The organism is Aquipseudomonas ullengensis, assembly GCF_014174475.1.
Taxonomy (GTDB): Bacteria; Pseudomonadota; Gammaproteobacteria; order Pseudomonadales; family Pseudomonadaceae; genus Aquipseudomonas; species Aquipseudomonas ullengensis.
On record NZ_JACJUD010000004.1, the window covers coordinates 109186 to 122956 of the forward strand.

The 13771-nt window shown below is 64.0% G+C and carries 14 protein-coding genes; 12 read left to right on the plus strand and 2 right to left on the minus strand.

Translation table 11 applies throughout. The features are described from left to right. Positions 1-91 precede the first annotated feature (91 nt). On the plus strand, positions 92-529 hold the full coding sequence (locus H3H51_RS12925) for a rhodanese-like domain-containing protein (RefSeq protein ID WP_183089469.1): 438 nt from the start codon (positions 92-94) through the stop codon (positions 527-529). Here H3H51_RS12925 and H3H51_RS12930 read toward each other — a convergent pair. Both H3H51_RS12930 and fliK read right to left on the minus strand, forming a co-directional pair. Next, a complete protein-coding gene (locus H3H51_RS12930; RefSeq protein WP_183089470.1) occupies positions 510-842 on the minus strand; it encodes an EscU/YscU/HrcU family type III secretion system export apparatus switch protein in 333 nt (110 codons plus the stop codon). The two genes, H3H51_RS12925 and H3H51_RS12930, sit on opposite strands and share 20 nt — an antisense overlap. Then, positions 839-2395 (minus strand): flagellar hook-length control protein FliK, encoded by a 1557-nt coding sequence (gene fliK, locus H3H51_RS12935; RefSeq protein WP_183089471.1) that lies wholly within the window; start codon positions 2393-2395, stop codon positions 839-841. Before fliK ends, H3H51_RS12930 begins: the two co-directional genes overlap by 4 nt. Before the next feature lie 145 nt (positions 2396-2540). Here fliK and ccmA point away from each other — a divergent pair, with 145 nt between their 5' ends. The 11 genes from ccmA (at position 2541) to smc (ending at position 13587) form a co-directional block, all read left to right on the plus strand. Then, complete coding sequence (ccmA, locus tag H3H51_RS12940) at positions 2541-3182, plus strand: cytochrome c biogenesis heme-transporting ATPase CcmA (RefSeq protein WP_407926502.1); 642 nt, start codon at positions 2541-2543, stop codon at positions 3180-3182. After that, positions 3179-3850: a heme exporter protein CcmB gene (gene ccmB, locus H3H51_RS12945; protein WP_183089473.1), complete on the plus strand. Its 672-nt coding sequence runs from the start codon at positions 3179-3181 to the stop codon at positions 3848-3850. Before ccmA ends, ccmB begins: the two co-directional genes overlap by 4 nt. Before the next feature lie 159 nt (positions 3851-4009). Continuing rightward, positions 4010-4765, plus strand: a complete 756-nt coding sequence (locus H3H51_RS12950; RefSeq protein WP_183089474.1) for a heme ABC transporter permease — start codon at positions 4010-4012, stop codon at positions 4763-4765. Further along, complete coding sequence (ccmD, locus tag H3H51_RS12955) at positions 4762-4938, plus strand: heme exporter protein CcmD (protein ID WP_183089475.1); 177 nt, start codon at positions 4762-4764, stop codon at positions 4936-4938. Before H3H51_RS12950 ends, ccmD begins: the two co-directional genes overlap by 4 nt. After that, positions 4935-5402 carry a cytochrome c maturation protein CcmE gene (gene ccmE, locus H3H51_RS12960; RefSeq protein WP_183089476.1) on the plus strand — a complete coding sequence of 156 codons (468 nt, stop codon included), beginning with the start codon at positions 4935-4937 and terminating at the stop codon, positions 5400-5402. The genes ccmD and ccmE overlap by 4 nt, the downstream gene beginning before the upstream one ends. A 2-nt stretch (positions 5403-5404) precedes the next feature. Then, positions 5405-7393 carry a heme lyase CcmF/NrfE family subunit gene (locus H3H51_RS12965; RefSeq protein ID WP_407926503.1) on the plus strand — a complete coding sequence of 663 codons (1989 nt, stop codon included), beginning with the start codon at positions 5405-5407 and terminating at the stop codon, positions 7391-7393. Further along, complete coding sequence (locus H3H51_RS12970; RefSeq protein WP_183089477.1) at positions 7390-7923, plus strand: DsbE family thiol:disulfide interchange protein; 534 nt, start codon at positions 7390-7392, stop codon at positions 7921-7923. The genes H3H51_RS12965 and H3H51_RS12970 overlap by 4 nt, the downstream gene beginning before the upstream one ends. After that, on the plus strand, positions 7920-8396 hold the full coding sequence (locus H3H51_RS12975; RefSeq protein WP_183089478.1) for a cytochrome c-type biogenesis protein: 477 nt from the start codon (positions 7920-7922) through the stop codon (positions 8394-8396). Before H3H51_RS12970 ends, H3H51_RS12975 begins: the two co-directional genes overlap by 4 nt. Continuing rightward, positions 8393-9589, plus strand: coding sequence for a c-type cytochrome biogenesis protein CcmI (gene ccmI, locus H3H51_RS12980; protein ID WP_183089479.1), 1197 nt, complete (start codon positions 8393-8395; stop codon positions 9587-9589). Before H3H51_RS12975 ends, ccmI begins: the two co-directional genes overlap by 4 nt. Further along, on the plus strand, positions 9586-9912 hold the full coding sequence (locus H3H51_RS12985) for a hypothetical protein (protein ID WP_183089480.1): 327 nt from the start codon (positions 9586-9588) through the stop codon (positions 9910-9912). The genes ccmI and H3H51_RS12985 overlap by 4 nt, the downstream gene beginning before the upstream one ends. Positions 9913-10098: 186 nt before the next feature. Next, the gene (smc, locus tag H3H51_RS12990; RefSeq protein ID WP_183089481.1) at positions 10099-13587 is read left to right on the plus strand and encodes a chromosome segregation protein SMC; all 3489 of its coding nucleotides are present in this window, start codon (positions 10099-10101) and stop codon (positions 13585-13587) included. The last annotated feature ends 184 nt before the right edge of the window (positions 13588-13771 follow it).

The following is a 13771-nucleotide window of genomic DNA, read 5'->3' on the forward strand; positions in this document are numbered from 1 at the left end:
CCTTTCCCTGCCTGTGTGAACGGTTCCAAGCCTTCACTTTTCGCCTGCCTAAGCTGAAAACAGTAACCACACGATCCTGTGGAGGCTTGTCATGCGAATCAGCCTATTGCTGTTGTGCCTGTTCATCCTGCCGGTGGGCGCCGATGAGGTGCCGCTGGAGGTCAAGGGCGCGACCACGGTGAATGTCCTGCAGGCGCGTCAGCTGTATGAGTTCGGCGCATTGTTCGTCGATGTGCGGCCCATGCGCGAGTGGAGTTGGGGGCACGTGCACGGTGCGTTGCACCTGGAGCTGGGCTCGCGTTTCGCCGATCTGGCGGCGCTGGAGTGGCCGCGCAATCTGCCGCTGGTGATTTACTGCGACAACGATTACTGCCCGCAGAGTGCCGAGGCGGCCAGGCGAGCAGTCAGCTGGGGTTACCAGCAGGTGTACTTCTTCCGCTCGGGCTACTTTTCCTGGCTGTTGCTGGATTTCCCGCTGGGCAAAGGCGCCGAGGGGGAAATGCTGGCGTTCAATCCGGTTCAGCGTTGAGTAGGGGCAGAGCGGGGGTGACGTCGCGCTCGCCTTGCGGCTCGAAGCCGTCCGGAAATTTGCCCTTTAGGTGCCAGGCGAAGGCAATGATCTCGGCGATGCTGCGGTACAGCACCTCCGGGATCGCATCGCCGAGCTCTAGGCGCGCCAACAGCCGCACCAACTCAGCGTTTTCGTAGATCGGTACTTCGTATTCGCGAGCGATGGCCAGAATCGCTTCAGCCAGCTCATCATCACCCTTGGCGGTCAGGCTGGGGGCGTTGGCGCCATCGTAGGACAGGGCGATGGCTTGGCGCGGGGCTTTGTTCTTCATGCGGTTTCGTCCACCCAGCGTTGCTCCAGGTGGGTCTTGGGTCCTTGCGGTGGCATGCCCTGGCGGCAGCTCAGCTCGCCGACTTCGAGACCGGCGGCGAGCAAGCGTTCGCGTAGGTGGGGTAGTTCGTGATCGATCAGGTTGGCGGTTCGGCTCTGTTCCGCCCAGAGCTGGCTGGAGAAACTGCCGCGTAGCAGTTGAGCCTGCACCTGCAGTGGGCCGAGCGGAGCCAGGTCGAACGCCAGATCCACGCGCCAGAGCATTTCTTTTTGTTCCTTCTGCTCTTTTTTGCCGTTTTGGCCCTGTTCTTCGCGTTGCAGTTTGATCTGTAGCGGCACGATGTCCTGCTGGTTGCGCATGGGCACTTCCAGTTGCCAGGTGGTCAGCAGATTGCCCTCGGCGGTGGTCTGGGTCTGGGCCAGGCTCGAAAGCTGGTGGGTCTGCAGGCGCGAAACGGCCGCTGCGGCCAGGCGCAGCAGGGTTTCCAGGTCGGCGTCCTCGTCCATGTTTTGCAGCAGGCGTGAGGGCAGGGGGAAGCTCAGGGCCTGTTGGCGCAAGTTGGCCTGGCCGATGGCGCCCAGGGCGTTGCGGACGAAGGCTGGCAGGGCTTGCGCCAGGTTGCCACTGGCATTGGCCGCCTGTAGCGGCGAGCCGCTGGGCAGGTTGGGTAGCAGTTGGGTGATCAGGCGCAGCAGATTGGCCTTGAGGTCATTGGGCAGGCTGCCAGCTTGGCCGCCGAGCAGCTTGGCTTCGAGAAACAGGCCGCTTTGCTCCAGGGCCTTGGCCAGGCCATCCGGGCTGCTCAGTTGCTTGCCATCCGGCATTTGGCCGAGCAGTTTGTCGATCCCGCTGCGTAGTTCGGTGGGCAGGCCGCTTTGGCTGCCGAGTCCCTGCAGGGCCTTGAGCAGTCCATCCAGCGATCCCTGGCGGGCCTGCTGGCCAGCCAGTTGCTGGCCGAGTGCGAGCTGGTCGAGGCGTCCGCTGAGGGGCAGGAAGCTGAGTTGCTGGCTGCCCTGTACCTGAGCGGTGAGCAGGCTGCCGAGTGGCAATGGCAGTGGGGTTTCCACGCTGAGTTTGCTGCCGGCCAGTGGCGTATTCAGCAGGCTGACCAGCACCTTGTAGATCATCTGTTGGGCGCGACCCTGAGCCAGTTGTTCCTGGGCGACGACTTTGCCCTGCAGCAGGGTGCCGACCGGTAGTTGCTCCAGATCCAGGCTGCTCAGCACTTTGCTGTCGCTATTACCCAGGGCCAGCAGCAGGCGGCTGTCTGACAAGGCCGTGACGGTCAGTGCGGTGCCTTGCGCCAGCGGGCGCGTGCTGCTGGCTTCGAGGGTGGTCTGGCGACCGCTGTCGAGGGTCAGCTTGAGCAGCACCTGGAAGCTCTGCGCTGCCTCCTTGATGGAGACGACTTCGGCCTTGGCGCTTTCCCCTGCGGCGAGCAGGCCTTCCAGCGGTTGCAGCAACTTCACCGCCAGGTCGGCTGCGGAAGGCTGTGCAGGGCGGTTGAGCGGCACGGTCGCAGGGAGCGGGCGAGGGCTGCTGATTTCTGCCATGGCTGGGTTACAACCTGTCGAAAAGCCGGCTTCGGAGGGGGAGGCCGGGCATGTATAATGCCGCCCCGTCCGGGCCGGCTACGCGTCTATCTTGCGCTAGTATAGCGGCCGGCATCTAGCCGACTTGAACCCTCCCTGGGACCTTATGCCGTTGACCAGCCCCCGACTCCAAGCTGTTTCCCTCGCCTGCGAGCGGGATTGGCGTCTGCTGTTCGAGGGCCTTGATCTTGATCTGACTGGCGGCGCTATGCTGCAGGTCTCCGGTCCCAACGGCAGCGGCAAGACCAGCCTGTTGCGCCTGCTGGGGGGGCTGATGCAGCCGACGGCAGGCGAAGTGCTGCTTAACGGCGCACCGCTGGCGCGCCAGCATGGCGACCTCGGTCGCACTCTCTTGTGGATCGGCCATGCCGCCGGTATCAAGGGCCTGCTGACCGCCGAAGAGAACCTCGCCTGGCTCTGCGCGCTGCATAAACCGGCGGCGTGCGAGGCGATCTGGCAGGCCCTGCAGGCAGTCGGCCTGCGCGGTTTCGAGGATGTGCCCTGTCATACCTTGTCTGCTGGCCAACAACGCCGCGTGGCCTTGGCTCGGCTATATCTCGCAGCGCCGCCGCTGTGGATTCTCGATGAGCCCTTCACCGCCCTCGACAAACAGGGCGTGGCCCAGCTGGAAGCACATTTGGCGCGCCACTGCGAGCAGGGCGGCCTGGTGATCATGACCACCCACCACAGCCTGACCGAGAAACCTTCGGGTTATATCGAACTGGACCTGGGACGGCGCTCGGCATGAACAACGTCTTCCTCTTGCTGCTCGCCCGCGAAGCCCGCCTACTGTTCCGCCGCCCGGCAGAACTGGCCAACCCGCTGGTGTTCTTCGCCATCGTCATCGCCCTGTTCCCGCTGGCAGTTGGGCCGGAAACCAAGTTGCTGCAGACCCTGTCTCCGGGACTGATCTGGGTCGCCGCGCTGCTGGCCGTGCTGCTGTCGCTGGATGGCCTGTTTCGCAGCGATTTCGAGGATGGCTCGCTGGAACAGTGGGTCCTTTCGTCGCACCCTCTGCCTCTTCTGGTGTTGGCCAAGGTGCTGGCACACTGGCTGTTTTCCGGGCTGGCCCTAGTGCTGCTGGCGCCACTGCTGGCGCTGATGCTGGGCTTGCCGACGCGCTGCCTGCCAGTGCTGCTGCTGTCGCTGCTGCTGGGTACACCGGTACTGAGCCTGCTTGGCGCGGTCGGCGCGGCGCTGACCGTCGGCCTCAAGCGCGGCGGGTTGCTGCTGGCGCTGCTGATTTTGCCGCTGTACATCCCGGTGCTGATTCTCGGCACCGGGGCGCTGCAAGCGGCCCTGCAAGGATTGCCAACGGCCGGCCACCTGTTGTGGCTGGCCAGCCTGACTGCCCTGGCGGTCACCCTGACACCCTTTGCGATCGGTGCTGGTCTGAAGATCAGCGTTGGCGAATGACAGGCTTAGAAAGATGGAAAAGCTGGTGAAAAACGTAGCGAGCGCCGCCGAGACAAGGCGAAAGCATGCGAGGGCGCGGAGTTTACGAGTTGTAAATGAGCAGCCCGAGCCTGCTTTCAACGCAGTATCGGCAAGCGCAGTAGTTTTGAGGCAGCTTTTATGAGATGGACTTGGTTTCACCAATGGGGCTCGCCCAAGTGGTTCTACGAACGCAGTGGCCGCTGGCTGCCGTGGCTGACGGCTGCCGCCCTCCTGCTGCTGGTCGTGGGCTTGGTCTGGGGCCTGGCCTTTGCGCCGCCTGAAAAATACCAGGGCAACAGCTACCGGATCATCTACATCCATGTGCCCGCGGCGTTCCTCGCTCAAGCCTGCTACTTGCTGATGGCCGTGGCGGGTGTGGTTGGCCTGGTGTGGAGGATGAAACTGGCCGATGTCGCCCTGCAGCAAGCTGCTCCAATCGGCGCCTGGCTGTGCTTCATCGCGCTGGTGACCGGCGCCATTTGGGGCAAGCCAACCTGGGGTACCTACTGGATCTGGGACGCACGCCTGACCTCGATGCTGATCCTGCTGTTCCTGTATTTTGGTGTCATCGCCTTGGGCAACGCCATCAGCAACCGCGACAGCGCGGCCAAGGCCTGCGCCGTGCTGGCCCTGGTCGGCGCGGTGAACATCCCGATCATCCAGAAGTCGGTGGAGTGGTGGAACACCCTGCACCAGCCCGCCACCTTCAAGGTGACCGGCAAGGCCAGCATGAGCATGGAAATGTGGCTGCCTCTGTTGATTTCAGTGCTCGGCCTGTACTGCTTCTTTGCCGCCGTGCTGCTCTACCGCATGCGCACCGAAGTGCTCAAGCGTGAGGCGCGTAGCCGTTGGGTGAAAGACGAAGTGCAACGCCTGCTGGGAGGTCGCCCATGAGTTTCGCGTCCTTCGCTGATTTCCTCGCCATGGGTACCCATGGCCCCTATGTGTGGTCGGCCTATGGCATCAGCCTGGCCGTACTGGCTTTCAACGTCGCCCAGCCGATCCTGGCTCGCCGGCGTTATCTGCAAGACGAGGCGCGCCGTTTGCGCCGGGAGAATCAAGAGTGAACGCGGTCCGCAAGAAACGCCTGTATATCGTCCTGGCCATCCTGGTCGGTGTCTCCATCGCCGTGGGCCTGGCCCTGAGCGCGCTGAAGGAGAACATCAACCTGTTCTACACGCCGACGCAGATCGCCAATGGCGAAGCGCCGCAGGACACACGCATCCGTGCCGGTGGCATGGTCAGCGAAGGCTCGGTGAAGCGTTCCACCGATACGCTGGATATCGAATTCGTGGTCACTGACTTCGCCAAGAACGTGACCATCCGCTACCACGGCATCCTGCCGGACCTGTTCCGCGAAGGGCAGGGCATCGTTGCCCTGGGCAAGCTGGACGCCAATGGCGTGCTGGTGGCCGATGAAGTGCTGGCCAAGCACGACGAGAACTACATGCCGCCGGAAGTCACCAAGGCGCTGAAAGACAGCGGCAAGCTGCCGAGCGGCGCTGAAGCACCCGTGAAGAAGGAAGGCTGACCATGAATGCCGCGCTGCTGGTTCCCGAACTGGGCCATCTGGCCCTGATTCTCGCCCTGTGCCTGGCACTGGTGCAGTCGACCCTGCCGCTGATCGGTGCCTGGCGCGGTGATCGCCAATGGATGGGCCTGGCCCAGCCGGCCGCCTGGGGGCAGTTCAGTTTCCTGCTGTTCGCTTTCGCCTGCTTGACCTGGGCCTTCATGACCGATGATTTCTCGGTTGCCTATGTTGCCAGCAACTCCAACAGCGCCTTGCCCTGGTACTACAAGTTCAGCGCCGTGTGGGGCGCCCACGAAGGCTCGCTGCTGCTGTGGGCACTGATCCTTGGCGGCTGGACCTTTGCCGTATCGATCTTCTCGCGGCAGTTGCCGGACGTGATGCTGGCCCGCGTGCTATCGGTGATGGGCCTGATCAGCGTCGGCTTCCTGCTGTTCCTGATCATCACTTCCAACCCGTTCAGCCGCCTGCTGCCCGATATGCCGAGCGACGGCCGCGACCTCAACCCGCTGCTGCAGGACTTCGGCCTGATCGTCCATCCGCCGATGCTCTACATGGGCTACGTCGGTTTCTCCGTGGCGTTCTCCTTCGCCATTGCCGCGCTGCTCGGTGGCAAGCTGGATGCGGCCTGGGCGCGCTGGTCGCGGCCGTGGACCATCGTTGCCTGGGCCTTCCTCGGCATCGGCATCAGCCTGGGCTCCTGGTGGGCCTATTACGAGCTCGGCTGGGGCGGCTGGTGGTTCTGGGACCCGGTGGAGAACGCCTCGTTCATGCCCTGGCTGGTCGGCGGCGCGCTGATCCACTCGCTGGCGGTGACCGAGAAGCGTGGCGTGTTCAAGAGCTGGACAGTGCTGCTGGCCATCGCCGCCTTCTCTCTCAGCCTGCTGGGCACCTTCCTCGTGCGCTCCGGCGTGCTGACCTCGGTGCACGCCTTCGCCAACGATCCGGCGCGTGGCGTGTTCATCCTGATCTTCCTGCTGGTGGTGGTCGGCGGCTCGCTGACCCTGTTTGCCGCGCGTGCGCCGGTGGTCAAGAGCCAGGTCGGCTTCGCCCTGTGGTCGCGGGAAACCCTGCTGCTGGTGAACAACCTGGTGCTGGTGGTCGCTGCCTCGATGATTCTTCTCGGAACCCTGTATCCGCTGGTACTGGATGGCTTGACCGGGGCCAAGCTGTCGGTCGGCCCGCCGTATTTCAATGCGCTGTTCGTGCCGCTGATCGGCCTGCTGATGCTGGTGATGGCGGTCGGCGTGATGGTGCGCTGGAAGGACACCCCGGTTAAGTGGCTGCTGGGCATGCTTACCCCGGTATTGCTGGGCAGTGTGGTATTCGCGGTGGTGGCGACCTTCCTGCTCGGCGATTTCCACTGGTCCGTGCTGGCGGTGTTTCTGCTGGCTGGCTGGGTGGTATTGGCCGGACTGCGCGACCTGTTCGACAAGACCCGCCACAAGGGCCTGCTCAAGGGTATCGCTGGCCTGAGCAGCAGCTACTGGGGCATGCAGATGGCGCACTTGGGCCTGGCGGTGTGCGCCATCGGCGTGGTGTTGGTCAGCCTTGGTAGCGCCGAGCGTGACCTGCGTCTGGCCCCGGGCGAGTCGCTGGAACTGGGCGGTTATCGCTTCGTCTTTGAGGGTGTCGAGCACCACGAGGGGCCGAACTTCACCTCCGACCGCGGCACCGTGCGCGTGCTTGAAGGCTCCGAGCAGGTGGCCCTGTTGCACCCGGAAAAGCGCCTGTACACCGTGCAGAACATGCCGATGACCGAGGCGGGCATCGATGCCGGCTTCACCCGTGACCTGTATGTCGCCCTGGGCGAACCGCTGGCCGATGGTGCTTGGGCGGTGCGCGTACACATCAAACCGTTCGTGCGCTGGATCTGGCTGGGCGGCCTGATGATGGGCTTCGGTGGCTTCCTGGCGGCGTTCGACAAGCGCTATCGGGTCAAGGTCCGTAGCCGCGTGCGGGATGTTTTGGGCCAGAGCGGAGCCGCTGCATGAGACGCCTGATTCTGTTGTTGCCGCTGGTGTTGTTCCTCGGCGTGGCGGTGTTTCTCTACCGTGGCCTGTTTCTCGATCCGTCCGAGTTGCCGTCGGCGCTGATCGGCAAGCCGTTCCCCGAGTTTTCCCTGCCGGTGGTGGATCAGCCGGGCAAGACCTTGAGTCGCGCCGACCTGCTGGGCAAGCCGGCGCTGGTCAACGTCTGGGCCACCTGGTGCATTTCCTGCCGGGTCGAGCACCCGGTGCTGAACCAGCTTGCCCAAGTCGGCGTGAACATCTACGGGGTCAACTACAAGGACGACAACGCTGCCGCGCAGAAATGGCTGCAGGAGTTCCACAACCCCTACCGCCTGAACATCAGCGATGCCCAGGGTAGCCTCGGTCTCGACCTGGGGGTGTACGGCGCGCCGGAAACCTTCCTGATCGACGCCAAGGGCATCATCCGCCACAAGTTCGTCGGCGTGATCGACCAGACGGTCTGGCGCGAGCAACTGGCGCCGCTGTACCAGGCCCTGGTGGACGAGCAATGAAGCGCCTGCTGATTGCTGGCCTGTTCGGTCTGAGCTTGCTGGGTGCGGCCCAGGCCGCCATCGACACCTATCAGTTCAAGGACGAGGCCGAGCGCGAGCAGTTTCGCGAGCTGACCCAGGAACTGCGCTGCCCCAAGTGCCAGAACCAGGATCTCGCTGACTCCAATGCGCCAATCGCGGCAGACTTGCGGCGGGAAATCTTCCGCATGCTGGGCGAGGGCAAGAGCAAAGACCAGATCGTCGAGTTCATGGTCATGCGCTACGGCGATTTCGTGCGCTACAAGCCGCCGGTCGATGCGCGCACCTACCTGCTCTGGTACGGCCCGGCCGCTCTGCTGGGTCTGGGCCTAGTGGGCCTGGGTGTGTTGGTGTTGCGCCGTCGCCGGGTCGAGAACGCCCCGGAAAAGGCTGCGCTGTCTGAAGCCGAGCGCGAGCGCCTGGCCACGTTGTTGAAGGAAAACCAAGAGCAATGATCGAATTCTGGATAGCTGCCGGCCTGTTGTTGCTGGTAGGCCTGGCTTTTCCGCTGATTCCCGCGCTGCGTGGCCGTCGCGCCCAGGCCGAGGAAGACCGCACCGCCCTCAACGTCGCCCTGTACCAGGAGCGCCTGGCTGAACTGAGCAGCCAGCGTGACGCTGCGGTGCTCACCGCCGAGCAGTTCGCCGCTGGCCAGGCCGAGGCCGCGCGGGAGCTGCTGGCCGATACCGAAGGTACCGGGAGCGAGCGTGTTTCGCGCTTGGGCAAGGCCTTGCCACTGATCGTGGCCGTCCTGGTGCCGGTGGTGGCGCTGGGGCTGTACATGCACTGGGGCGCCAGCCAGCAGATCGCGCAGATGCAGGAACAGCCGAGCATCGGCGAGACGCGCGCGCGCCTGGAGCAGGCGGTGAAGGACAGCCCGGATTCTGCCGAGGCCTGGTACTTCCTCGGCCGCATCTACATGGGCGATGGCCGTTCGGCCGAAGCGGCGAAAGCCTACGAGCAAGCCGTGCGGGTCGCCGGTCGTGCGCCCGAACTGCTTGGCCAGTGGGCGCAGGCGCTGTACTTCGCCGGCAACAAACAGTGGAGTGAAGAGCTGCAGGCGCTTACTTCAGAGGCGCTGAAGGCCGACCCCAACGAGGTGACCAGCCTCGGCCTGCTGGGCATCGCCGCTTTCGAAGACGAGCGCTATGCCCAGTCCATTGATTACTGGCAGCGCCTGTTGGCGCAGATGCCGGCGGAAGATCCGGCGCGTGCGTCGATCCAGGGCGGTATCGACCAGGCCCGCGAGCGCCTGCAGGCCAGCGGCGCAGCGCCGGCCGGTGAAGTGGTCAACAAGTCCATGGCCGTCATCAAGGTGCGCGTCGAGCTGGCGCCCGCCCTGCAGGGCAAGGTGCAGCCGAGCGATACGGTGTTCGTCTTCGCCCGCGCTGCCTCCGGGCCGCCCATGCCGCTGGCGGTCAAGCGCCTTACTGTGGCCGATCTGCCGGTCGAGGTGGAGCTGAGCGACAAGGACGCGATGATGGAGCAGCTGAAGATCTCCAGCTTCCCGCAAGTACAACTGATGGCGCGGGTCTCGCGCAGCGGCGTGGCCACTGCGGGTGAGTGGATTGGCCGTGGCCAGCCGATTGCCAGCAGCACCAGCGAGCAGCAGCACCTGTTGATCGACAGCCCGGATCAGGCCAAGTGAGCATCACATCGCGCTGCCTGCCATTGGCCCTGTTGCTGGCACTCGCGGGTTGCAGCCTGCAACCCGCGGCGCCGGTGACAGATTCCCGGCCAGGGCAGGGGCTGACCCATCCGCGTTTCGCACCGCCGCCCGGCGGTAACAGCCACTGGGATGCCAAGCTCGGCGTCTATGTGCTCCAGGGTGCCAGTGAGCTGTACTACCGCGAGCGCACCTATTACCGCTGGAACCATGGTTGGGCCTGGGCGAGCAATCCACAGGGGCCTTGGCAGGCGACGGATATCAGCGGCGTGCCCGCCGGCCTGGGGCGCAAGCACGGCCAATAGTGCGGGTTAAGGGTTGCCGGTATTGCCGGGCAACTTCGCCGTGCGGGGCGGATTTGGCGGCGAAAACCCCTGTGTTACACTCCGCCCACTCCTCGTTTTGCCCCTTTTTCTAAGGATAACCATGGCCTTCATGGCAGCGGATCGCGTTCTGCATTCTTCCGGGCAGTGCCCCGTGGAGGGCATGGCATGCGCCTGAAGTGCATCAAGCTGGCCGGCTTCAAGTCCTTCGTCGATCCGACCACGGTCAATTTCCCGAGCAACATGGCGGCGGTGGTTGGCCCCAATGGTTGCGGCAAGTCCAACATCATCGACGCCGTTCGCTGGGTAATGGGCGAGAGCTCGGCGAAGAATCTGCGTGGCGAGTCGATGACCGACGTCATCTTCAACGGCTCCAACACGCGCAAACCGGTAAGCCAGGCGTCCATCGAGCTGATCTTCGACAACTCCGATGGCACCTTGCTGGGCGAATACGCCGTCTTTGCCGAGATATCCATTCGTCGCCGGGTGACCCGCGACTCGCAGAACACCTATTTCCTCAACGGCGTGAAATGCCGCCGTCGCGATATCACCGACATCTTCCTCGGCACCGGCCTGGGCCCGCGCAGCTACTCGATCATCGAGCAGGGGATGATCTCCAAGCTGATCGAGGCCAAGCCCGAGGATTTGCGCAACTTCATCGAGGAAGCGGCGGGCATCTCCAAGTACAAGGAGCGCCGCCGCGAGACCGAAAGCCGCATTCGTCGTACCCACGAGAACCTGGCGCGCCTGACTGACCTGCGTGAAGAGCTGGAGCGCCAGCTGGAACGCCTGCATCGCCAGGCGCAGTCCGCCGAGAAGTACCAGGAATACAAGGCCGAGGAGCGCCAACTCAAGGCGCAGCTGGCGGCGTTGCGCTGGCAGGCGCTGAACCTGCAGGTCGGCCAGCGCGAGCAGGTGATCGGCGATCAGGAAATCGCCTTCGAGGCGCTGGTCGCCGAGCAGCGCAGTGCCGATGCCAGCATCGAGCGGCTGCGCGACGGGCATCACGAGCTGTCCGAGCGGTTCAACCAGGTGCAGGGGCGTTTCTACTCGGTGGGCGGCGACATTGCCCGGGTCGAGCAGAGCATTCAGCACGGCCAGCAACGCCTGCGCCAGTTGCAGGATGACCTCAACGAGGCCGAGCGCGCGCGCCTGGAAACCGAATCACACCTGGGCCATGACCGCACTTTGCTGGCGACCCTGGGCGAAGAACTGGCGATGCTCGAGCCAGAGCAGGAAATCACGGCTGCCGCTGCCGAGGAGTCCGCTGCCTCCCTGGAAGAAGCCGACAGCGCGATGCATGGCTGGCAGGAGCAATGGGAAGGTTTCAACCAGCGCAGTGCCGAGCCGCAGCGGCTGGCTGAAGTGCAGCAGTCGCGCATCCAGCAACTGGAGCAGAGCCTGGAACGCCTGGCCGAGCGCCAGCGCCGTCTGGCCGATGAACTGGCGCAGCTGGCTGCCGACCCGGAAGACGCGGCGATTCTCGAACTGTCCGAGCAACTGGCCGCCAGCGAGTTGAACCTGGAAGAGTTGCAAGCCGCCGAAGAGACACTGGTCGAGCGGTTGGAACAATTGCGCGGCGAGTTGCAGCAGGCGACCCAGGCGCAGCAGCAGGCACAGGGTGAGCTGCAGCGCCTGAATGGACGTATTGCCTCGCTGGAAGCTTTGCAGCAGGCCGCACTGAACCCCGGTAAGGGCGCCGCCGAATGGCTGCGCGAGCAGCAACTGGACAAGCGCCCACGCCTGGCCGAGGGCCTGCGCGTGGAAAGTGGCTGGGAGCTGGCGGTGGAAACCGTGCTCGGCGCCGATCTGCAGGCCGTGCTGCTCGATGACTTCAACGGCCTGGACCTGCAAGGCTTCGATCAGGGCGAACTGCGCTTGGTCAATCCGCAGGCCGGCGGTGCGCGCGTGGCCGGTAGCCTGCTGGACAAGGTCGAGGCGGCATTCGACCTGGCGCCGTGGTTGGCCAAGGTGCGACCGGTGGAAACCCTCGACGATGCGCTGGCTCGCCGCAGCCAGCTGGGTGAGGGCGAAAGCCTGATCAGTCGCGATGGCTACTGGGTCGGCCGCAACTTCCTGCGCGTGCGTCGTGCCAGTGCCGCCGAGAGCGGTGTGCTGGCGCGCGGTCAGGAACTGGAGCGCCTGGGCCTGGAGCGTGAAGAGCGTGAAGCTGCCCTGGCTGATCTCGATGAGCGCCTGCAGCAGTTACAAACAAGTCAGCGCCAGCAGGAAGAAAATCGCGAACAGCAACGGCGCCGCGTGCAGGAAGAGGCACGTCGTCAGGGTGAGCTGAAAGCACAGCTGTCGGCCGGCCAGGCCAAGGCCGAGCAGCTGACCCTGCGTCGTCGCCGTCTTGATGCCGAGCTGCACGAACTGGCTGAACAGCGCGAGCTGGAGCAGGAGCAACTGGGCGAATCGCGGCTGATCCTGCAGGACGCGCTGGATACCATGGCCGTCGACACCGACCAGCGCGAGCAACTGCTGGCCGTGCGTGACCAGCTGCGTGAACGCCTCGATCGGGTGCGCCAGGAAGCGCGCCAGCACAAGGATCACGCCCATCAACTGGCCGTGCGCCTGGGCTCGATCAAGGCTCAGCATGAATCGACTCGCCAGGCGCTGGAGCGTCTGGAGCTGCAATTCGAGCGTGCCATCGAGCGCCGCGAGCAGCTCAACCTCAACCTGGAAGAGGGCGAGGCGCCGCTGGAAGAGCTGCGCATGAAGCTGGAGGAGTTGCTCGACCGGCGCATGGGCGTGGAAGACGAACTCAAGCTGGCGCGTCTGGCCCTGGAAGATGCCGACCGCGAGCTGCGTGATGCCGAGAAGCGCCGTACCCAGGCCGAGCAACAGGCGCAGTTGCTACGCAGCCAGCTGGAGCAGCAACGCATGAGCTGGCAGGAGCTCAGCGTGCGACGCAAGGCGCTGCAGGATCAGTTGCTGGAAGACAATTACGATCTGCACGGCGTGCTGGCCACGCTACCGGCGGAGGCCAGCGAAAAGGCCTGGGAAGAGGAACTCGAGCGCCTCGCTGCGCGCATCCAGCGCCTGGGGCCGATCAACCTGGCGGCTATCGACGAGTACCAGCAGCAGTCCGAGCGTAAACGCTACCTGGATGCGCAAAACGCCGACCTGGTGGAGGCGCTGGATACCCTGGAAAACGTCATCCGCAAGATCGACAAGGAAACCCGCAATCGCTTCAAGGACACTTTCGACCAGATCAACGCCGGTTTGCAGGCGTTGTTCCCGAAAGTCTTCGGCGGCGGGCATGCCTATCTGGAGCTGACCGGCGAGGATCTGCTGGATACCGGCGTGGCGATCATGGCGCGTCCGCCCGGCAAGAAGAACAGCACTATCCACTTGCTGTCTGGTGGGGAAAAGGCGCTGACCGCGCTGGCACTGGTATTTGCCATCTTCAAGCTCAACCCGGCGCCGTTCTGCATGCTCGACGAAGTCGATGCGCCGCTGGACGATGCCAACGTCGGGCGTTATGCGCGGCTGGTCAAGGAGATGTCGGAGACGGTGCAGTTCATCTATATCACCCACAACAAGATCGCCATGGAAATGGCTGATCAGTTGATGGGCGTGACGATGCATGAACCTGGCTGTTCGCGGCTTGTCGCAGTAGATGTCGAGGAGGCGCTGAGTCTGGTCGAATCTTGATCAGTGCTGCGCGAGATATATCCGGTTACGTCTTTCGGGGCTAACTAGAGTTGGATATTTATGTTGTAGTTCAGAGGCTTAGTCGAAGTACCAGTTTGTTTTCGACAAACTCTTTTCGGTCACGACATAAATGGCGAAGATTGCCTTGTAACGGTGCACATTTACCGTTCGTCGTGCTAGTTTA

Bases quoted from the DNA above. Each gene is read 5' to 3' on its own strand.
- H3H51_RS12925 (WP_183089469.1), top strand. From the start codon at position 92: ATGCGAATCAGCCTATTGCTGTTGTGCCTGTTCATCCTGCCGGTGGGC.
- H3H51_RS12930 (WP_183089470.1), bottom strand. From the start codon at position 842: ATGAAGAACAAAGCCCCGCGCCAAGCCATCGCCCTGTCCTACGATGGC.
- fliK (WP_183089471.1), bottom strand. From the start codon at position 2,395: ATGGCAGAAATCAGCAGCCCTCGCCCGCTCCCTGCGACCGTGCCGCTC.
- ccmA (WP_407926502.1), top strand. From the start codon at position 2,541: ATGCCGTTGACCAGCCCCCGACTCCAAGCTGTTTCCCTCGCCTGCGAG.
- ccmB (WP_183089473.1), top strand. From the start codon at position 3,179: ATGAACAACGTCTTCCTCTTGCTGCTCGCCCGCGAAGCCCGCCTACTG.
- H3H51_RS12950 (WP_183089474.1), top strand. From the start codon at position 4,010: ATGAGATGGACTTGGTTTCACCAATGGGGCTCGCCCAAGTGGTTCTAC.
- ccmD (WP_183089475.1), top strand. From the start codon at position 4,762: ATGAGTTTCGCGTCCTTCGCTGATTTCCTCGCCATGGGTACCCATGGC.
- H3H51_RS12965 (WP_407926503.1), top strand. From the start codon at position 5,405: ATGAATGCCGCGCTGCTGGTTCCCGAACTGGGCCATCTGGCCCTGATT.
- H3H51_RS12970 (WP_183089477.1), top strand. From the start codon at position 7,390: ATGAGACGCCTGATTCTGTTGTTGCCGCTGGTGTTGTTCCTCGGCGTG.
- H3H51_RS12975 (WP_183089478.1), top strand. From the start codon at position 7,920: ATGAAGCGCCTGCTGATTGCTGGCCTGTTCGGTCTGAGCTTGCTGGGT.
- ccmI (WP_183089479.1), top strand. From the start codon at position 8,393: ATGATCGAATTCTGGATAGCTGCCGGCCTGTTGTTGCTGGTAGGCCTG.
- smc (WP_183089481.1), top strand. From the start codon at position 10,099: ATGCGCCTGAAGTGCATCAAGCTGGCCGGCTTCAAGTCCTTCGTCGAT.